The organism is Pseudomonas sp. FW305-70 (assembly GCF_058783925.1).
In genome coordinates, this window is the sequence record NZ_JBYSYZ010000028.1 from 44178 (window position 1) to 64368 (window position 20191).

Genomic DNA, 20191 nt, shown 5'->3' on the forward strand with positions numbered 1-20191 from the left:
GGCTTGAATGTGGGAGCGGGCTTGCTCGCGAAAGCGGTATAACAATCAACTGATGTGTTGAATGTTCAGCCGCCTTCGCGAGCAAGCCCGCTCCCACATTTGATTTGTGCAAAGGGAGAGATATGGATCGGCCCGCGATTGACTTGCCTTCCAGGCTTTTGCTGAATCTGAAACCGTGGCGTAACGCTCCGGCTTGGCACATCGCCTTCTCCGGCGGCCTGGACTCCACCGTCCTGCTGCACCTCCTTGCACATCTCGCAAAAACCGAATCCCTGCCGGCGCTGTGCGCCATCCATGTTCATCACGGCCTTCAAGCTGTGGCCGATGCGTGGCCGGAACATTGTCGTTCTGTGTGCGCTGCGCTGGGCGTCCCGTTGCAGATCGTTCAGGTGCAGGTGCAGCCCGGTGCCAGTCTGGAGCGTGCGGCGCGGGACGCGCGTTATCACGCGTTCACCGAAGTGATACTGCCCGATGAGGTCCTGCTGACAGCCCAGCACCGCGACGATCAGGCGGAAACCTTGCTGTTCCGTATGTTGCGTGGGGCCGGCGTGCGCGGGCTGTCGGGTATGCCGCGTCAACGCCCGTTGGGCAAGGGCCATCTGCTGCGACCATTGCTCGACGTCACGCGGGCTGAACTGGAGGCCTATGCCAACGAGCATGGCTTGAGCTGGATCGAAGATCCTTCAAACGAAGATCGGCAGTACTCGCGCAACTACCTGCGGCATCAAGTCTTCCCCGCCTTGACCCGGCGCTGGCCACAAGCGGTGGCAACCATGGCCCGCAGCGCGGCGCATCTGACCGAGGCGCAGGGGTTGCTCGAAGAACTGGCAGACATGGATTTGCGTAACGCCAACTCTGTCAGTGAGTTCGCCTGGCTGGGCTTGCGATCCCTTGAACTGGCGTCGCTTGCGCAACTCTCCGACGCCCGGCAGCGCAATGCCTTGAGTCATTGGCTCGAACCGCTGACCCGCCTGCCGGACACTGACCATTGGTCGGGCTGGCAGGATTTGCGCGACGCCAGCGGCGATGCCTGCCCGGTGTGGCGGCTGGCCGATGGCGAGCTGCATCGGGCTGGCGGGCGGATCTGGTGGTTGTCCGGCCGCTGGTTGCGCCCTCTGCCTGTCGCCGGAGCGTGGCAGGACCCGCGTTCACCGCTGGTAACCCCGGACAACGGCATGCTGTCGCTCACCGGACAAATCCCCGATGGCCCGTTACAGATCCGCTATCGTGAAGGGGGTGAGGTCATGGCTTTGCCAGGCCGCGGCCATCGGGACCTGAAACGTTTGCTCAATGAAAGCGCTGTACCGTCCTTCGTGCGCGGCAGATTGCCGCTGCTCTACAAAGAGGGGCAATTGCTGGCGGTAGCGAACCTCAACGGGCTCGATGGTGGTGCGATCGGTAACTGGCATTTGCATTGGCAGCCACTGAACGAAGATCAAGGTTTGAGCTGAAAGGGGCTTTCCGGTAGACTACGCTCCCTTCTTGATACAACTTCTGTGGATTCGCCTGAATTGCAGGAGTTGCCGATTACCAAGCAGTCTTTGCTGGGCGATTCCAAAAAATGTGTAGCGAGCAACGAACCGGTGATTCATTTCCCGGTCTGTCCCAACGCGGCGGTTTTTTTGAAAGGTGCACTGTGATTAATGCAGGTGATCGGGGGCTTCGGCCTTCCTTCGCTTTCCCCGGCGGCTCGGACCGCTTTAACGCAGACTTCTAGGGTTTTTCATGACGCGCTACATATTCGTCACGGGCGGTGTTGTTTCTTCATTGGGGAAAGGCATTGCATCGGCATCATTGGCGGCCATCCTGGAGGCGCGGGGACTTAAGGTCACCATGCTGAAGCTGGACCCGTACATCAACGTCGACCCGGGCACCATGAGCCCGTTCCAGCACGGTGAAGTGTTCGTCACACACGACGGCGCCGAGACCGACCTGGACCTGGGTCACTACGAGCGGTTCATCCGCACGACCATGACCCAGAACAACAACTTCACCACCGGCCGTGTCTACGAACACGTCCTGCGCAAAGAGCGCCGTGGTGACTACCTGGGTGCAACCATCCAGGTGATTCCGCACATCACCGACGAAATCAAGCGCCGTATCATCAAGGGTGCCGGCGACGCTGACGTGGCCATGGTCGAGATCGGTGGCACCGTGGGTGACATCGAGTCGCAACCGTTCCTCGAAGCGATCCGCCAACTGCGTTTCGAAGTCGGCGCCAAGCGCGCGATGCTGATGCACCTGACACTGGTGCCGTACATCGCCACTGCCGGTGAAACCAAAACCAAGCCAACCCAGCACTCGGTGAAGGAACTGCGTTCCATCGGCCTGCAACCAGACGTGCTGGTCTGCCGCTCCGACCACCCGATCGATGTGTCGTCGCGTCGCAAGATCGCGCAGTTCACCAACGTTGAAGAGCGTGCGGTGATCGCGCTGGAAGACGCCGATACCATCTACAAGATCCCGGGCATCCTGCACTCCCAGGGCCTGGACGATTTCGTCGTCGAGCGCTTCGGCCTGCAATGCGGCGGTGCCGATCTGTCCGAGTGGGAAGCCGTGGTCGACGCCAAGCTCAACCCTGAGCACGAAGTCACCATCGCCATGGTCGGCAAGTACATGGAGCTGCTGGACGCCTACAAGTCGCTGATCGAAGCGATGAGTCACGCCGGCATCAGCAACCGTACCAAGGTCAACCTGCGCTACATCGATTCCGAAGACATCGAGAACCAGGGCACTGCGCTGCTGGAAGGCGTCGACGCGATCCTGGTGCCTGGCGGCTTCGGTCTGCGTGGCGTTGAAGGCAAGATCACTGCCGTTCAATACGCTCGCGAAAACAAGGTTCCATACCTGGGTATCTGCCTGGGCATGCAAGTGGCCGTAATCGAGTTCGCCCGTAACGTGATGGGCTGGAAAGACGCCAACTCCACCGAGTTCGATCGTGCAAGCGGTCACCCGGTCGTGGGCCTGATCACCGAGTGGGAAGATGCCACCGGTGCGGTCGAAACCCGTACCGAAGCTTCCGATCTGGGCGGCACCATGCGTCTGGGCGCGCAGGATTGCCTGCTGGAGCCAGGTTCCCTGGTTCATGGTTGCTATGGCAAGGACGTGATCGTCGAGCGTCACCGTCATCGCTACGAAGTGAACAACAACCTGCTGCCGCAAATCATGGAAGCCGGTTTGAAAATCTCCGGTCGTTCCGGGGATGGCGCACTGGTTGAAGTGGTTGAAGCACCGGATCATCCATGGTTCGTCGCTTGCCAGTTCCACCCTGAGTTCACCTCGACGCCACGCGACGGTCATCCGCTGTTCAGCGGTTTCGTCAAGGCCGCGTTGGCTCAACACCAGAAGAAGGCGTAACCCCGATGGCACAGAAGATCATCCGCGTCGGCGACATCGAGATTGCCAACGACAAACCCATGGTGCTGTTCGGCGGCATGAACGTGCTGGAAAGCCGTGACATGGCCATGCAGGTTTGCGAAGAGTATGTGAAGGTCACCGAAAAGCTCGGTATCCCTTACGTGTTCAAGGCCAGTTTCGACAAGGCCAACCGGTCTTCTGTGACCTCCTATCGTGGTCCGGGCCTGGAAGAAGGCATGCGCATCTTCCAGGACATCAAGCAAGCCTTCGGCGTGCCGGTCATCACCGACGTCCACGAGCCTGACCAGGCCGCGGTCGTCGCTGAAGTCTGTGACATCATCCAGTTGCCGGCCTTCCTGTCGCGCCAGACCGACCTCGTGGTCGCAATGGCCAAAACGGGCGCCGTGATCAACATCAAGAAAGCCCAGTTCCTCGCCCCCCAGGAAATGAAGCACATCCTGAACAAGTGCGTGGAAGCGGGTAATGATCAGTTGATTCTCTGCGAGCGTGGTTCGAGCTTCGGCTACAACAACCTGGTCGTCGACATGCTCGGCTTCGGCATCATGAAGCAGTTCGAATACCCGGTGTTCTTCGACGTGACCCATGCGCTGCAAATGCCTGGCGGTCGCTCCGATTCCGCCGGCGGTCGTCGCGCCCAGGTCACCGACCTGGCGAAGGCCGGCATGAGCCAGTCGCTGGCCGGCCTGTTCCTGGAAGCCCACCCGGATCCGGACAACGCCAAATGTGACGGTCCTTGCGCCTTGCGCCTGGACAAACTGGAGCCATTCCTGGCCCAGCTCAAAGCCCTGGACGAACTGGTGAAGAGTTTTCCGACGGTAGAAACCGCGTAATCCTCAATTCTCCGGTAAAGTACCGCACGATTTAATGCTCAGGCCCTCGAGCCTGAGCCTTGTCGTCTGCAAGACTGCCCGCTGCACCTCGCTTGCCGACGACCAAAGATTTCCTACAGCTGCGTCGTTTTCGTCAACTTTGGAGTGTTTACAACAATGGCTAAAATCGTCGACATCAAAGGTCGTGAAGTTCTCGACTCCCGTGGCAATCCCACCGTGGAAGCGGATGTGCTTCTCGATAACGGCATCATCGGCAGCGCCTGCGCGCCGTCCGGTGCTTCCACTGGCTCGCGTGAAGCGCTCGAGCTGCGTGATGGCGACAAGAGCCGTTACCTGGGCAAGGGTGTTCTGAAGGCCGTAGCCAACATCAACGGTCCGATCAAAGACCTGTTGAAAGGCATGGACCCAAGCGACCAGAAAGCGCTCGATCTGGCAATGATCAAGCTCGACGGTACTGAAAACAAAGGTTCCCTGGGCGCCAACGCGATCCTCGCCGTTTCCCTGGCTGCCGCCAAGGCCGCCGCACAGGACCAGGACCTGCCGCTGTACGCTCACATCGCCAACCTGAACGGCACCCCGGGTGTCTACTCGATGCCGGTTCCGATGATGAACATCATCAACGGCGGCGAGCACGCCGATAACAACGTCGACATCCAGGAATTCATGGTTCAGCCGGTTGGCGCCAAGTCTTTCTCGGAAGGTCTGCGCATGGGCACCGAGATTTTCCACCACCTCAAAGCCGTGCTGAAGGCCCGTGGCCTGAGCACTGCCGTCGGTGACGAAGGTGGTTTCGCGCCGAACCTGGCTTCCAACGAAGACGCTTTGAAAGTGATCTCTGAAGCCGTGGCCAACGCCGGTTACAAGCTGGGCACCGACGTGACCCTGGCCCTGGACTGCGCGGCCAGCGAATTCTACGAAGACGGCAAGTACAACCTGTCCGGCGAAGGCCAGGTGTTCACCGCCGAAGGTTTCGCTGACTACCTCAAAGGCCTGACCGAACGTTACCCGATCATCTCCATCGAAGATGGCCTGGACGAGTCCGACTGGGCTGGCTGGAAGATCCTCACCGACAAGATCGGCGAGAAGACCCAACTGGTAGGCGACGACCTGTTCGTGACCAACACCAAGATCCTGAAAGAAGGCATCGACAAGAAGATCGCCAACTCGATCCTGATCAAGTTCAACCAGATCGGCACCCTGACCGAAACCCTGGAAGCCATCCAGATGGCCAAGGCTGCCGGTTACACCGCCGTGATCTCGCACCGCTCCGGCGAAACCGAAGATTCGACCATTGCCGACCTGGCCGTGGGCACCTCGGCTGGTCAGATCAAGACCGGTTCCCTGTGCCGTTCCGATCGCGTATCCAAGTACAACCAACTGCTGCGTATCGAAGAGCAGTTGAATGGCAAGGCCAAGTACAACGGTCGCGGCGAATTCCGCGGCTGAGTCAGTACATGGTAAAAAAGACACCGGATTGTGTCGGAAAAATCGCTACAGCGACGTTTTTGCCACTAATCTGATGCCTTATATGCACAAGCCTGGTTCTTCCAGGCTTCGTGCTATCAGAAGCTTCACGTTTGGCATGGCTGTCTTTTTTCACTGGATACCTGATATTCGATGCGCAGTCCCAATTGGTTGTTCCTCATTCTGCTTTTGTTGCTGGCTGGCTTGCAGTACCGCCTGTGGGTGGGAAACGGCAGTCTGGCGCAAGTGGCCGAGTTGACGCAGCAGATCGCGGATCAGCAAGCTGAGAACCAGGCATTGCTGGAGCGCAATCGGGTAATGGACGCCGAAGTCAGTGAGTTGAAAAAGGGCATGGAGACCGTTGAAGAACGGGCTCGCCATGAGTTGGGCATGGTCAAGGACGGTGAAACCCTTTACCAGTTGGCGCAATGAGCCAGACGTTACCGGCCTTCTGGGCCGTGATTCCTGCCGCGGGCGTCGGTGCCCGTATGGCCGCGGACCGTCCCAAGCAATACTTGCAACTGGGCGGGCGCACTATTCTCGAACACAGCCTCGGCTGTTTCCTTGACCATCCTTGCCTGAAAGGCCTGGTGGTCAGTCTTGCTGTCGACGATCCTTATTGGCCGAACCTGGCGTGTGCCAGTGACCCGCGTATTGTCCGGGTCGAGGGCGGTTCCGAACGTTCCGGATCGGTGCTCAATGCCTTGCTGCACCTGCATGCGCAGGGCGCTGATAATGAGGATTGGGTACTGGTTCACGATGCCGCACGGCCGAACCTCAGTCGTGACGATCTGGACAAGCTGCTGGCTGAACTGGCTGACGACCCTGTCGGCGGACTGCTGGCGGTTCCGGCACGGGATACGCTCAAGCGGGTCGACAAGCACGGTCGTGTGCTCGAAACCGTGGATCGCAGTGTGATCTGGCAGGCCTACACGCCGCAGATGTTTCGCCTTGGGGCATTGCATCGGGCGTTGGCTGACAGCCTGGTGGCGGATGCCGTCATTACCGACGAAGCTTCGGCCATGGAGTGGGCCGGTTCGGCACCACGGCTGATCGAAGGGCGGTCCGATAACCTCAAGGTGACGCGTCCCGAAGATCTTGAATGGTTGAGGCAGCGTTGGGCTAATCGTCGCTAAGTTGTGCGGCAATCAACTTTGAGACCGCGTCGCGCCTTTCGCGAGCAAGCCCGCTCCCACATTTGACCGGTGTTGCCCGCAATTTTTGTGAGCAAGACTGTTCCCCCTGTGGGAGCGGGCTTGCTCGCGAAAGCGCCGTTTCAGTCAGCCAATCTGTCACTGAGAAACACTGGTGATTCTAACTCCGATACTCCGGTCGCTCAGCCAACCCTTCCTTCAAAAAATCCACCAGCTTGCGCACCTTCGGCGACAAATGCCGCTGCTGCGGGTACAGCGCCCAAACCGCGGTGTTCGGCGGTTGATGCGCCTCCAGCAACGAAATCAATGCGCCGCTCTTCAAATGCTCCAGCACGTAATAGTCCGGCAACTGACACAACCCCACGCCCTGTAGCGCCGCGTCCAGTACGGCTTGCCCACTATTGCAGCGCCAATTTCCCTGGACTCGCTGGGAAAATTCCCGCCCGTTCTGCTCCAGTTGCCAGAGATCCGAACTGCCGATAAGACAGTTGTGGCGACTGAGTTCCGACAGGCTGTGCGGCCGGCCGTAGCGCTCAATGTAGGAGGGTGATGCGCAGAGAAACATGCGCCGGGGCGCGAGGCGGGTGGCAACCAGCCGTGAATCCTGCAAGCGCCCGAGGCGGATCGCCAGATCGAGGCCATCATGTACCAGGTCGAGTTGCCGGTTGGTCAATTCGATATCGATGCGCAGCTGCGGATACAGCCCCATGAAACGGGTCACCAACGGCACGATGAAGCGTTCACCGTAAGCCACGGCGCATGTCATGCGCAGCATGCCTTTGGGCTCGCTGGTCAAGTCGCCCACCGCGCGCAGTGCCTCTTCGCGGCCGTCCTGCAAGCGTTGGCAATGCTGCAGGAACGTTTGTCCGGCCTCGGTCAGCGCAACCCGACGGGTACTGCGGTAGAGCAAACGGGTTTGCAGGCGCTCTTCGAGGCGTACGATTTGTCGACTGATATGGGAGGACGAAACCCCCAGGCGTTCCGCCGCCGCGGTGAACTGGTTGCACTCGGCGACGGCGACAAACTCGTCGATCCCTTCCCAGCGGTTTTCGGACATCGATGATTATCCCTGTGTAGCAATAATATTTTGCATTTGCGTCGATTATTCATCGCTTGGCCATGTATTACACTCCCTGTCTCGTTTTTATTCACTGGAGAGCCATCATGATCAAGTCACGCGCCGCCGTTGCCTTCGAGGCCAAGAAACCCCTCGAAATCGTTGAGGTCGATGTTGCCATGCCCAAGGCCGGCGAAGTCTTGCTGCGCGTGGTGGCCTCCGGTGTCTGCCATACCGATGCCTACACCTTGTCCGGCGCTGATCCGGAAGGCATCTTCCCGTCGATCCTCGGTCACGAAGGCGGGGCGATCGTTGAAGCCATCGGCGAGGGTGTGACTTCCGTGGCGGTAGGCGACCATGTGATCCCGCTGTACACCCCGGAATGTCGCCAGTGCAAATTCTGCCTGTCAGGCAAGACCAACCTCTGCCAGGCGATTCGCGCGACCCAGGGCAAAGGCTTGATGCCGGACGGCACTTCGCGTTTTTCCTACAAGGGCGAAACGATTTTCCACTACATGGGTACTTCGACCTTCTCCGAGTACACCGTGCTTCCGGAGATTTCCGTTGCGAAAATCGCCAAGGAAGCGCCACTGGAAAAAGTCTGCCTGCTGGGCTGCGGTGTCACTACCGGTATCGGCGCCGTGCTCAACACCGCCAAGGTAAAACCGGGTGATACCGTGGCCATTTTCGGCCTCGGCGGCATCGGTCTGTCGGCTGTGATTGGCGCGGTCAAAGCCAAGGCTGCCCGCATCATCGCCATCGACATCAACCCGGCGAAGTTCGAGATCGCCAAGCAGCTGGGTGCAACCGATTGCGTGAATCCGAAAGACTTCGATCGTCCGATCCAGGAAGTCATCGTCGACATGACCGACGGTGGCGTCGACTTTTCCTTCGAGTGCATCGGCAATGTGCAACTGATGCGCGCGGCACTGGAGTGCTGCCACAAGGGCTGGGGCGAGTCGGTCATCATCGGTGTTGCCGGTGCCGGCCAGGAAATCTCCACCCGTCCGTTCCAGCTGGTCACCGGCCGCGTCTGGCGCGGTTCGGCGTTCGGTGGTGTGCGTGGCCGTACCGAGTTGCCAAGCTATGTGGAAATGGCCGAGACCGGTGAGATCCCGCTGGATACCTTCATCACCCACACCATGGGCCTGGAAGATATCAATAAGGCGTTTGACCTGATGCACGAAGGAAAAAGCATCCGCTCGGTCATTCATTTCTAAGAAGCAGCAGTCAGCCGCAAGCCATAAGCTGCAAGAGAGCGCGCCTCGACTTGCAGCTTCAGGCTTGTGGCTTGCAGCTGGGAGGATTCCCATGAGTCTGGAAAACATCTCCTGTCAGAAAAGCTTCGGTGGCTGGCACAAGCGCTATCGCCATCGCTCCGACGTGCTCGGCTGCGACATGGTGTTCGCCGTCTATCTGCCTCCGCAGGCGGAGCAGGGCGGCAAGCTGCCGGTGTTGTACTGGTTGTCCGGCCTGACGTGCACCGACGAGAACTTCATGCAGAAGGCCGGCGCCATGCGCATGGCCGCCGAGTTGGGGCTGATCATCGTCGCACCGGACACCAGCCCTCGTGGTCCTGATGTGCCGGGTGATCCGGATGGCGCCTGGGACTTTGGCCTCGGCGCCGGGTTTTATCTGAATGCCACCCAGGAACCCTGGTCGCGACACTATCGGATGCATGACTACGTTGTGCAGGAATTGCCGACATTGGTTGAAGCCCATTTCCCGGCGTCGGACAAGCGCGGCATCAGCGGACACTCCATGGGCGGCCACGGCGCGCTGGTCTGTGCTTTGCGCAACCCGGGGCGTTATCGTTCGGTATCGGCGTTCTCGCCTATCAACAATCCGATGGATTGTCCGTGGGGGCACAAAGCCTTCTCCCGCTACCTGGGAGAGGACCGTTCGAAATGGCGTGAATGGGATGCCTGCGCGTTGATTGCCGAGGCCGATGAAAAGCTGCCGCTGCTGGTCGACCAGGGAGATCGCGACGATTTTCTCGCCACCCAGCTCAAGCCGGAAGCCTTGCAGCAGGCGACCAAACTGGCCGGTCATCCGCTGACGTTGCGCCTGCAACCGGGCTATGACCACAGCTATTTCTTCATCGCCAGTTTCATCGATGAGCACTTGCGGCATCACGCGCATGCTCTGGTTGGCTAATGCAGGTAGAATCACGCCCTGACAAAAATCGGGGCGTTTTTTTTATGCGTATTGGCCACGGCTATGATGTGCACCGTTTCGCTGAAGGCGATTTCATCACTCTGGGCGGTGTGCGCATTGCACACAGCTTCGGGCTGCTCGCCCACTCAGACGGTGACGTCCTCTTGCACGCCTTGAGCGATGCCTTGCTCGGCGCCGCGGCGCTGGGTGACATCGGCAAGCATTTCCCGGATACCGACCCGCAATTCAAGGGCGCCGACAGCCGTGCGCTGTTGCGTCATGTCGTCGCACTGGTCCATGCCAAGGGCTGGAAAGTCGGCAACGTCGACAACACCATCGTCGCCCAGGCGCCGAAAATGGCCCCGCATATCGAATCGATGCGCGCGCTGATTGCCGCGGATCTTCAAGTAGAGTTGGATCAAGTGAACGTGAAAGCTACCACCACCGAAAAGCTCGGCTTTGTCGGTCGCGAAGAAGGCATTGCCGTGCACTCCGTTGCCTTGTTGCTGCGCGCATGAACGAACTGCAATTGCTCGGCCCGCGGGCTTACGGTGAGGCCCTCGGCACGGCGGTCCTGAAGGCGACCGCGGAAGATTTCCAGGTCGACGAAGTCCTCGACATTCCCCTCAGTGGCGAAGGCGAACACCTGTGGATCTGGGTGGAAAAGCGCGGCCTGAATACTGAAGAAGCGGCGCGACGGATTGCCAAGGCTGCGGGTGTGCCGTTGCGAACTGTCAGTTATGCCGGCCTCAAGGACCGTCAGGCGTTGACTCGCCAGTGGTTCAGCGTGCAGCTGCCGGGCAAGGCCGACCCTGATCTGACAGCCGCGGAAAACGATACGCTGAAGATCCTCAAGACCGCCCGCCACAAGCGCAAGCTGCAACGTGGCGCGCACTCGGCCAACGGCTTCACCTTGCGCCTGACGCAGTTCGCCGGTGACAAGGCTGCGCTTGAAGAGCGTCTGCAACTGATCGCCAAGCAAGGCATTCCCAATTATTTCGGCGCTCAGCGTTTCGGCCATGATGGCGGCAACGTCGTCGATGCTCGCGCCTGGGCCGCGCGCAAGGCCTTGCCGGAGCAGCGCAACGTGCGCTCGCGGCTGCTCTCCACGGCGCGCAGTTTTCTGTTCAACCAGGTATTGGCTGCACGTGTCGCCGACGGCACCTGGCAGCGTGCCCAGGTGGGCGATCTGCTGGCATTTACCGACAGTCGCAGCTTTTTCCCGGCAGGCGAAGCCGAGTGCAGCGACCCGCGCCTGGCGATTCTCGATCTGCACCCGACCGGTCCTCAGTGGGGCGAAGGTGACTCGCCGGCCATGGGGGTTGTCCATGAACTGGAGCAGGCCATCGCCGGACGCGAAGCGGATTTGCGTGATTGGCTGATCAACGCCGGTATGAGCCACGAACGTCGCATCCTGCGGCTGCCCATTGGCGGGTTGACGTGGCATTATCCCTCGCTGGACATTCTGCAACTGGAATTCGTCCTGCCGGCCGGATGCTTCGCCACCGTATTGGTGCGCGAGCTTGTTGATCTGGTGCCGGTGGGGCAGACGGACAGCCCATGCGTATTCTGATTTCTAACGACGATGGGGTAACAGCACCCGGTCTCGCCGCGCTTTATGCTGCGCTGGCGGATTACACCGAGTGCGTGGTTATCGCCCCGGACCAGGACAAGAGCGGCGCCAGCAGTTCGCTGACGCTCGACCGTCCGTTGCACCCGCAAACCCTGGCCAACGGCTTTATCAGCCTCAACGGCACGCCAACCGATTGTGTGCACCTGGGCCTCAACGGCCTGCTGGAGCGCGAAGCGGACATGGTGGTTTCCGGTATCAACCTGGGCGCGAACCTGGGGGACGATGTCCTGTATTCCGGCACGGTGGCGGCGGCCCTTGAGGGACGTTTCCTGAAACACCCTTCGTTTGCCTTTTCGCTGGTCTCACGCCAGGTAGAGAACCTTCCCACAGCTGCCCATTTCGCGCGCAAACTGGTTGAAGCCCATGCTGACCTGGATCTGCCACCGCGTACGGTACTGAACGTGAATATTCCGAATTTGCCGCTCGATCGCATCCGCGGTATCCAGTTGACCCGCCTGGGCCATCGCGGCCGTGCCGCGGCACCGATTAAAGTGGTAGATCCGCGGGGCAAGTCCGGTTACTGGATCGCCGCGGCCGGGGATGCCGAGGACGGTGGACCGGGTACCGATTTCCATGCAGTGATGCAGGGTTATGTGTCGATCACGCCGCTGCAACTGGATCGCACCTTCAATGATGCCTTCAGAAGTCTGGACGGCTGGCTGGAGGGGCTGCGCTGATGGGTCGCGAACAAGACGATATGCTGCGTCGCGGCATCGGCATGACCTCCCAGCGAACCCGGGAGCGGCTCATCCAGCGCCTGTATGAAGAAGGCATTTCCAACGCGAGGGTGCTGGAGGTCATTCGCCGGACCCCGCGCCACCTGTTTGTCGACGAAGCGCTGGCGCACCGTGCCTATGAAGACACCGCGCTGCCGATTGGCAATAACCAGACCATCTCCCAGCCTTATATGGTGGCGCGCATGAGCGAGCTGCTGCTGGAGGCCGGTCCCCTCGACAAGGTGCTGGAAATCGGCACCGGGTCGGGTTATCAGACGGCAGTGCTGTCGCAACTGGTCGAGCGTGTGTTCTCGGTCGAGCGCATCAAGGTTCTGCAGGATCGGGCAAAGGAACGTCTGGTCGAACTGAACCTGCGCAACGTGGTGTTCCGCTGGGGCGATGGTTGGGAAGGCTGGCCGGCACTGGCGCCGTACAACGGGATTATCGTCACCGCCGTGGCGACTGACGTGCCCCAGGCATTGCTTGACCAGTTGGCTCCGGGAGGCCGAATGGTGATCCCGGTCGGGGCCGGCGAAGTCCAGCAATTGATGCTGATCATCCGCGAGGAACAAGGTTTTTCCAGGCATGTTCTGGGGGCTGTGCGCTTCGTGCCATTGCTCAATGGGCCATTGGCCTGAGCATTTGTTTCGGCACGCTGAATTCTCTTCGATTGCCTTTGTCTTACAGCGGCATCGATTGTTTCAACGGGATTCATCTTCAGGCAGCAAACGTGTGCGCGACAGCGATTCGCCACATTAAAGGTAAAGCGTGCACGGCCCGTTATACTTGCGACAGTTCATGCCGGACTCCGGTATTTCACATTTTCAGCCACCACAGAGGGAGCGGCGGGTGAGTCTCACAGTCATTGCGCAGCGTATGAGTAAAACGAGCTTTCAGCGCCTGGTGACTGGCCTTGTCTTGAGTACATTGCTGGTCGGTTGTTCCAGCAACAAATCCAGTGATGTTCGTGTCGTGGATCGCAACAATGCGGCGGCTCAGCGTCCAGCCGTGACCACCGGGCAATACGTGGTGCGTCCAAAGGACACCCTGTTTTCCATTGCTTTCCGTTACGGCTGGGACTACAAGGCCCTTGCGGCCCGAAACAATATTCCTGCGCCCTACACCATCCATCCGGGTCAGACGATTCGCTTTGATGGTCGTACCGGTTCAACGTCGACGGCGGTGGTCAGTTCGTCCGGTTCAACGCCTTCGTCGTCGAGTAAAACCACGGTCATCCGTCGTTCGGCAAACGGTACGACTACCAGCACAACGACAGTTGTACCGTCCGTCGCGAACAAGCCTGCCCCCGCTCCGTTGCCTCCTCCGGGGCCAGCCCCGACCGGCTGGGGATGGCCATCTAATGGCATTCTGATTGGAAAATTCTCTTCAAACGGTAGTTTGAATAAAGGAATTGATATCGCCGGAGATTTGGGACAGCCTGTTTTAGCTGCGTCTGATGGGACGGTGGTATACGCCGGGAGTGGCTTAAGGGGCTACGGCGAATTAGTGATCATCAAGCACAGTGAAACCTACGTCAGTGCCTACGGACATAACCGCAGGCTGTTGGTTCGGGAGGGGCAGCAGGTCAAGGTCGGACAGACAATTGCCGAAATGGGGTCAACGGGTACAGACCGGGTGAAACTGCATTTTGAGATTCGCCGCCAGGGTAAACCTGTAGATCCTCTGCAATTCCTGCCACGTCGTTGATCGCTTACCAGCCTGTTCCGTCGCGTAGAGGGGACAGGCTCCAGCGTTGCCAGGGAGAAAGGCGCCGCTTGAGCTTGAGGTCGAACTCACCAAAGGACTATAACAATGGCTCTCAGTAAAGAAGTGCCGGAGTTTGACATCGACGATGAGGTTCTCCTGATGGAGGGCAGCATTGATACGGATTCGATGTCGAATGATGAAGGGGCGACTCCACCTTCCGTTCGTGCCAAATCCAAACACTCCGCATCGTTGAAACAGCACAAGTACATTGACTACACGCGGGCACTCGATGCCACGCAGTTGTATCTCAATGAAATTGGTTTCTCTCCTCTGCTATCACCCGAAGAAGAAGTTCATTTTGCGCGCCTGTCGCAAAGTGGCGATCCGGCCGGGCGCAAGCGCATGATCGAAAGCAACCTGCGACTGGTGGTGAAAATCGCCCGACGCTATGTCAATCGTGGGCTGTCGCTGCTGGACCTGATCGAAGAGGGCAACCTCGGCTTGATCCGGGCGGTGGAGAAGTTCGATCCGGAACGCGGTTTCCGCTTTTCGACCTACGCGACCTGGTGGATTCGCCAGACCATCGAACGCGCAATCATGAATCAGACCCGGACCATCCGGCTGCCGATCCATGTGGTCAAAGAGCTGAATGTGTACCTGCGGGCTGCGCGGGAACTGACGCAAAAACTCGACCATGAACCCTCACCCGAAGAAATCGCCAACCTGCTGGAAAAACCGGTGGGAGAGGTCAAGCGTATGCTCGGCCTTAACGAACGGGTTTCTTCGGTCGACGTCTCGCTGGGTCCGGATTCGGATAAAACCCTGCTCGACACCCTGACTGACGACCGCCCGACCGATCCATGCGAACTGTTGCAGGACGACGACCTGTCCCAGAGCATCGATCAATGGCTCTCGGAACTGACCGACAAGCAACGCGAAGTGGTTGTACGCCGCTTCGGCCTGCGCGGTCATGAAAGCAGCACCCTTGAAGACGTCGGCCTGGAAATCGGCCTGACCCGTGAGCGGGTCCGGCAGATTCAGGTGGAAGGCTTGAAGCGGCTGCGCGAGATACTGGAAAAAAATGGTCTGTCGAGCGAGTCGCTGTTCCAATAAGGCACTCACTGCGATGGCATGAAAAACCCCGACTGGCTCGGGGTTTTTTATTGCCTGACCAAGAGACCGAATCCCCTCGGGATTTTGGTTTCGTGCTGTAAGCCCAGGCTTACACTTGCGTAAGTGTTCGTTATTTTTACACCCTGGCAATCGTCCATGCTGAACGCTTCTCGTTTTTATCTTTTTGATTTATATGGCTATTTTTTATTATTAATGACGTGTGACAGCTGGGCTTCGCGCCAAGGGGCGATTGATCCCGCAGGGGAACACTCTAGTATTGAGGTTGTGTCGACGGACAGACACGTCCTTCAAGGATGAGGGATAGGGAAATCGCAGGACGCGATTCATCAGGATGATGAAAAGGAACACAGGGAATAGGGAAAAAATGTGGGCGGGTCAAACCGCCCCTTTTTTTGCCCGCAGAAAAGCAAAAAGGCCCTTGTGGGGCCTTTTTCGCGAACGCGGGGGTAATCAGCGTTCGAGGTCTGCGATCTTGCCTGGCTTGCCATCCCATTCTGCGGAATCGGGCATTGGATCCTTGCGTTCGGTGATGTTCGGCCAGATATCGGCCAGCTCAGCGTTCAGCTCGATGAAGTTCTCCATGCCGGCCGGAACCTCATCTTCGGAGAAGATAGCCACGGCAGGGCATTCAGGTTCGCACAGCGCGCAATCGATGCACTCATCCGGGTGAATCACCAGGAAATTCGGGCCTTCGTAAAAGCAGTCCACCGGACAGACTTCTACGCAGTCGGTGTACTTGCACTTGATGCAGTTGTCGGTGACGACGAAGGTCATTTCTAATTTTCTCCTCAGGCGCGGCTTGCTGCGCCCCTTCTCGTAGGGGTCGCCAGGTTTGGGAGCGATAGTCTGCTGGCCAGGCTATTAGCCAGCAGCATCTCAAACCGCGCGAGATTCTAACAGCTTGCAAGCCGCTGCGTTAGATCCGTGTCTTCAGTGTATAGAGCATTTCGAGAGCACGACGTGGTGTCATGTCGTCCAGATCGAGCTTGGCCAGTTCCTCCAGCACCGGGTGTGGCAGGCTGGCAAACAGGTCGCTTTGCTGTGGAACCGCCGGTTTGCCTTTGGCAGGTGCTGGCGACTCATGGGGCAGTGCGGTGTCTTCCAGGCGGCTCAAATGCTCGCGGGCACGGGTGATCACCTCACTTGGTACGCCCGCCAGCTGCGCGACCGCCAGGCCGTAACTCTGGCTGGCCGGGCCGGGCAGCACGTGGTGCAGGAACACGATGCGTTCATTGTGCTCGGTGGCATTGAGGTGCACGTTGGCCACCAGCGGCTGGGCCTCCGGCAGGACGGTCAGTTCGAAGTAGTGGGTGGCGAACAGCGTGTAGGCACGCAGATGCGCCAGGCGTTCGGCCGCCGCCCAGGCCAGCGACAGGCCATCGAAGGTGCTGGTGCCGCGCCCGACTTCGTCCATCAACACCAGGCTGCGCTCGGTGGCGTTGTGCAGGATGTTCGCGGTTTCGCTCATTTCCACCATGAAGGTCGAGCGCCCGCCGGCCAGGTCATCGCTGGAACCGATCCGGGTGAAGATGCGGTCGACGAGCGACAATTCGCAACTGGCCGCCGGCACGAAGCTGCCGATATGCGCCAGCAGCACAATCAGAGCGGTTTGACGCATGTAGGTGGATTTACCGCCCATGTTCGGGCCGGTGATCACCAGCATGCGCGTGTTGTCGTCCAGGCTCAGGTCGTTGGCCACGAACGGCGTGGTCAGCACTTGCTCGACCACTGGATGACGGCCCTGGCTGATGCGCATGCACGGTTCACTGACGAAGCGTGGGCAGTTCAGGTCGAGGTTCAGTGCACGCTCGGCCAGGTTGCTCAAGACGTCCAGTTCGGCCAGGGCGCCTGCGGTGTCCTGCAAGGGCGGCAGTTGGGCGATCAGGTCTTCGAGCAGTGCTTCGTACAGCATCTTCTCGCGGGCCAGGGCGCGGCTCTTGGCTGACAATGCCTTGTCTTCGAACGCCTTGAGTTCCGGCGTAATGAAACGCTCGGCGCCTTTGAGCGTCTGGCGGCGAATATAGTCGGCCGGTGCCGACTCAGCCTGCTTGCTTGGCAGCTCGATGAAGTAACCGTGAATGCGGTTGTAACCGACCTTCAGGTGCGACAGGCCGGTGCGGGCCTTTTCCCGTGCCTCGAGGTCGATCAGGAATTGTCCGGCGTTTTCGCTGAGCGATTGCAGTTCGTCGAGTTCGCTGTCGTAGCCGGTTTTCAGTACACCGCCGTCACGAATGACCGCGGGCGGGTTGTCGATGATGGCCTTCTCCAGCAGTGCCGCCAGCTCCGGGTAGGTGCTGGTGGTGCTGGCGAGTTGCTGGAGGTGCGGGGCTTCAAGCTCCGTCATTGCCACTTGCAGTTCGGGCAGTGCGCCGAGGGCGTCACGCAAGCGGGCGAGGTCGCGCGGGCGGGCATTGCGCAGGCCGATCCGCGCAAGAATCCGCTCGATGTCGCCGATTTCCTTGAGCTGCGGTTGCAGTCTCTCGAAGCGGTAACCGTCGAGCAGGCAGGTGATCGAGGTCTGGCGTGCCAACAGCACCGTCAAATCGCGTAACGGGCGATTCAGCCAGCGGGTCAGCAGGCGGCTGCCCATGGCCGTCTGGCAACGGTCCACCACCGATTGCAGGGTGTTGTCGCGGCCCCCGGCCAGGTTGGTGTCGAGTTCCAGGTTGCGACGGCTGGCGCCATCGAGCACCACGGTGTCGTCGAGGCGTTCATGACGCAAGCTGCGCAAGTGAGGCAGGGCAGTGCGCTGGGTTTCCTTGGCGTAAGCCAGCAGGCAACCGGCGGCGCCGATGGCCAGGGTCAGGTTTTCGCAGCCAAAGCCCTTGAGATCCTGGGTCGAGAATTGCTGGCACAGGCTTTTGAGCGCTGAATCGCGCTCGAAATCCCATGGCGCACGGCGACGCACACCGCGGCGTTTTTCCGCCGGCAAATCCTTGGGCCAGTCATCCGGGATCAGCAGTTCCACCGGGTTGACCCGCTCCAGCTCCGCCAGCAGGTTTTCCCACCCCTTGATTTCCAGCACGCTGAAGTTGCCACTGGTGATGTCCAGCACCGCGAGACCGAACAGGCGCTCATCACCCAAAACAGCAGCGATCAGGTTGTCTCGACGCTCATCCAGCAGCGCCTCGTCACTCACCGTTCCCGGCGTGATGATGCGCACCACCTGCCGCTCCACGGGCCCTTTGCTGGTGGCCGGGTCACCGACCTGCTCGCAGATCACCACCGATTCGCCAAGCTTCACCAGTTTTGCCAGGTAACCCTCAGCGGCGTGGTAAGGAATCCCGCACATCGGAATCGCCTGCCCCGCCGACTGCCCGCGGGCGGTCAGGGTGATGTCCAGCAACTTGGCGGCCTTCTTCGCGTCTTCATAGAAGATCTCGTAGAAGTCGCCCATGCGGTAGAACATCAGCTGGTCCGGGTGCTGGTTTTTCAGGCGCCAGTACTGCTGCATCATCGGGGTGTGGGAGGACAGGTCGGAGACGGCTTTATTCATCGGATTGTCAGGAAGCTCGTTGAAAGAGGTGGGGCAAAAGCGGGGCAACGGCCGGGCTTTTCCGCGATGGGCGCAAGGTTACCATGGGCGCTCTACCCGACGCAGGCATCGCGGCCGGGTGACATCTTTTACGACGCAAAAAACAGGTCATGCATCGATTATGCAATTGGGCATTTGTCTTCTGCGAAAATAACCAGCACTATGCGCGTTATGCACAAACGCAACGTATCTACTGTCTTAAGAGCATTGCTCGATCAGCACGGGATCTCCCCCACGGAGCTTCACCGTCGTACCGGCGTGCCTCAATCCACGCTCTCGCGTATTCTCAGCGGGAAGATCGTCGATCCTTCGGATCGGCACATTTCGAAAATTGCCGACTATTTTTCCGTGAGCACCGACCAGTTGCGCGGTCGCGCGGACGTCGCGCCCGCCACCAATGCCGGGCGCGCTCCTGTGCATTCGGAACTCAAGGATATAAGCCTGTGGGACGACGATACCCCTGTCGATGACGATGAGGTGTCGGTTCCTTTTCTTCGTGAGGTTGAGTTGGCCGCAGGGTCGGGAAGATTCGTCATCGAGGAAAGCGAGCGCTCTAGCCTGCGCTTTGGAAAGCGTAGTCTGCGCCACAATGGTGTGCAGTTCGATCAGGCGAAATGCGTGACAGTGCGTGGCAATAGCATGCTGCCAGTACTGCGCGATGGCGCCACGGTCGGCGTGAATGCCGGCAAGTGCGGCATCGGCGATATCGTTGACGGCGACCTTTATGCAATCAATCACAACGGCCAATTGCGGGTGAAGCAGCTGTATCGCCTGCCGACCGGGATTCGCCTGCGCAGCTTTAATCGTGATGAACACCCGGACGAGGATTACACCTTTCAGGACATCCAGGAGGAGCCGATTGTTATCCTCGGACATGTCTTCTGGTGGGGCATGTACGCCCGCTAACACCCCCTGCGTTCAGATGAAACCCGCTTCCCGAGCGGGTTTTTTTCGTTTGCTGAAAGCATCGGATTGTCTTTTCTATGCGTTTGCGCATTGACTGAATATGCATAAATGCATAGTCTTGTTGTCTATCGATTCAAGAACACGGAATGACCGTTCACTCAAGGAGGCATGAAATGACCGCTGAGCAATATGCGTTGCTGGACATGCCTCTTTGGCTGGTCATCAGCCTGCCAATACTCGGTGGCGTTACCGGTGAAATGTGGCGTGCCGATAAAGAGGGCGTTCGTGGCTGGCCCCTTATCCGGCGCCTGAGCCTGCGGTCTGGCTCCAGCATGATCTGTGGCGCCTCGGTCATCATGTTGCTGCACGCCGCCAATGTTTCCATTTGGGCTGCTTGTGCAGGCGGTTGTTTGGCGGCGATGGCCGGGACTGACGTGGTTTTGGGGTTGTATGAGCGTTGGGCGGCCAAACGCATGGGTGTCAGTCAAGTTCCATCCGGCGATGTCGAAGATTGAATCCT

Annotated in this window: 19 protein-coding genes; 16 read left to right on the forward strand and 3 right to left on the reverse strand. The window is 59.4% G+C overall.

Annotation, left to right across the window (positions count from 1 at the left end; translation table 11 throughout):
- Positions 1 to 122: 122 nt before the first annotated feature.
- The 6 genes from tilS (at position 123) to ispD (ending at position 6808) form a co-directional block, all read left to right on the forward strand.
- Positions 123 to 1451, forward strand: coding sequence for a tRNA lysidine(34) synthetase TilS (gene tilS / locus AC3WN7_RS19715; protein WP_102674599.1), 1329 nt, complete (start codon positions 123 to 125; stop codon positions 1449 to 1451).
- A 274-nt stretch (positions 1452 to 1725) separates the two neighbouring features.
- Entirely contained in the window at positions 1726 to 3357 is a 1632-nt protein-coding gene (gene pyrG / locus AC3WN7_RS19720; protein WP_007970707.1) for a CTP synthase, read from the forward strand.
- 5 nt (positions 3358 to 3362) lie between these two features.
- Positions 3363 to 4208 carry a 3-deoxy-8-phosphooctulonate synthase gene (gene kdsA / locus AC3WN7_RS19725; protein WP_007970708.1) on the forward strand — a complete coding sequence of 282 codons (846 nt, stop codon included), beginning with the start codon at positions 3363 to 3365 and terminating at the stop codon, positions 4206 to 4208.
- A gap of 156 nt (positions 4209 to 4364) precedes the next feature.
- Complete coding sequence (gene eno / locus AC3WN7_RS19730; RefSeq protein ID WP_015093774.1) at positions 4365 to 5654, forward strand: phosphopyruvate hydratase; 1290 nt, start codon at positions 4365 to 4367, stop codon at positions 5652 to 5654.
- Between the two features lie 171 nt (positions 5655 to 5825).
- On the forward strand, positions 5826 to 6104 hold the full coding sequence (ftsB, locus tag AC3WN7_RS19735; RefSeq protein WP_007970710.1) for a cell division protein FtsB: 279 nt from the start codon (positions 5826 to 5828) through the stop codon (positions 6102 to 6104).
- Complete coding sequence (ispD, locus tag AC3WN7_RS19740; RefSeq protein WP_095965045.1) at positions 6101 to 6808, forward strand: 2-C-methyl-D-erythritol 4-phosphate cytidylyltransferase; 708 nt, start codon at positions 6101 to 6103, stop codon at positions 6806 to 6808. Before ftsB ends, ispD begins: the two co-directional genes overlap by 4 nt.
- A gap of 178 nt (positions 6809 to 6986) precedes the next feature.
- Here ispD and AC3WN7_RS19745 read toward each other — a convergent pair whose 3' ends face one another.
- The gene (locus tag AC3WN7_RS19745; protein WP_102674598.1) at positions 6987 to 7883 is read right to left on the reverse strand and encodes a LysR family transcriptional regulator; all 897 of its coding nucleotides are present in this window, start codon (positions 7881 to 7883) and stop codon (positions 6987 to 6989) included.
- Positions 7884 to 7990: 107 nt separating this feature from the next.
- Here AC3WN7_RS19745 and AC3WN7_RS19750 point away from each other — a divergent pair, with 107 nt between their 5' ends.
- The 8 genes from AC3WN7_RS19750 (at position 7991) to rpoS (ending at position 15209) form a co-directional block, all read left to right on the forward strand.
- Entirely contained in the window at positions 7991 to 9103 is a 1113-nt protein-coding gene (locus AC3WN7_RS19750; protein ID WP_015093777.1) for an S-(hydroxymethyl)glutathione dehydrogenase/class III alcohol dehydrogenase, read from the forward strand.
- Between the two features lie 85 nt (positions 9104 to 9188).
- Positions 9189 to 10040 carry an S-formylglutathione hydrolase gene (gene fghA, locus AC3WN7_RS19755; RefSeq protein WP_172435694.1) on the forward strand — a complete coding sequence of 284 codons (852 nt, stop codon included), beginning with the start codon at positions 9189 to 9191 and terminating at the stop codon, positions 10038 to 10040.
- Between the two features lie 44 nt (positions 10041 to 10084).
- On the forward strand, positions 10085 to 10558 hold the full coding sequence (gene ispF, locus AC3WN7_RS19760; protein ID WP_007970721.1) for a 2-C-methyl-D-erythritol 2,4-cyclodiphosphate synthase: 474 nt from the start codon (positions 10085 to 10087) through the stop codon (positions 10556 to 10558).
- Positions 10555 to 11613, forward strand: coding sequence for a tRNA pseudouridine(13) synthase TruD (truD, locus tag AC3WN7_RS19765; protein WP_102674597.1), 1059 nt, complete (start codon positions 10555 to 10557; stop codon positions 11611 to 11613). Before ispF ends, truD begins: the two co-directional genes overlap by 4 nt.
- Entirely contained in the window at positions 11601 to 12350 is a 750-nt protein-coding gene (surE, locus tag AC3WN7_RS19770; RefSeq protein ID WP_095965049.1) for a 5'/3'-nucleotidase SurE, read from the forward strand. Before truD ends, surE begins: the two co-directional genes overlap by 13 nt.
- A gap of 41 nt (positions 12351 to 12391) precedes the next feature.
- Complete coding sequence (locus tag AC3WN7_RS19775) at positions 12392 to 13027, forward strand: protein-L-isoaspartate(D-aspartate) O-methyltransferase (RefSeq protein WP_172435346.1); 636 nt, start codon at positions 12392 to 12394, stop codon at positions 13025 to 13027.
- 211 nt (positions 13028 to 13238) lie between these two features.
- A complete protein-coding gene (locus AC3WN7_RS19780; RefSeq protein ID WP_095965050.1) occupies positions 13239 to 14096 on the forward strand; it encodes a peptidoglycan DD-metalloendopeptidase family protein in 858 nt (285 codons plus the stop codon).
- Between the two features lie 105 nt (positions 14097 to 14201).
- Positions 14202 to 15209, forward strand: a complete 1008-nt coding sequence (gene rpoS, locus AC3WN7_RS19785; RefSeq protein ID WP_095965051.1) for an RNA polymerase sigma factor RpoS — start codon at positions 14202 to 14204, stop codon at positions 15207 to 15209.
- Between the two features lie 471 nt (positions 15210 to 15680).
- Here rpoS and fdxA read toward each other — a convergent pair whose 3' ends face one another.
- Complete coding sequence (fdxA, locus tag AC3WN7_RS19790) at positions 15681 to 16004, reverse strand: ferredoxin FdxA (RefSeq protein ID WP_007970729.1); 324 nt, start codon at positions 16002 to 16004, stop codon at positions 15681 to 15683.
- A 142-nt stretch (positions 16005 to 16146) separates the two neighbouring features.
- Positions 16147 to 18726 carry a DNA mismatch repair protein MutS gene (gene mutS / locus AC3WN7_RS19795; RefSeq protein WP_102674596.1) on the reverse strand — a complete coding sequence of 860 codons (2580 nt, stop codon included), beginning with the start codon at positions 18724 to 18726 and terminating at the stop codon, positions 16147 to 16149.
- Positions 18727 to 18936: 210 nt separating this feature from the next.
- Between mutS and AC3WN7_RS19800 the strand changes: the two genes are divergently transcribed.
- Together AC3WN7_RS19800 and AC3WN7_RS19805 are read left to right on the forward strand one after the other, a co-directional pair.
- A complete protein-coding gene (locus AC3WN7_RS19800; RefSeq protein WP_095965138.1) occupies positions 18937 to 19671 on the forward strand; it encodes a LexA family transcriptional regulator in 735 nt (244 codons plus the stop codon).
- 173 nt (positions 19672 to 19844) lie between these two features.
- Positions 19845 to 20186 (forward strand): phage holin family protein, encoded by a 342-nt coding sequence (locus AC3WN7_RS19805; protein ID WP_095965053.1) that lies wholly within the window; start codon positions 19845 to 19847, stop codon positions 20184 to 20186.
- Positions 20187 to 20191: the final 5 nt, after the last annotated feature.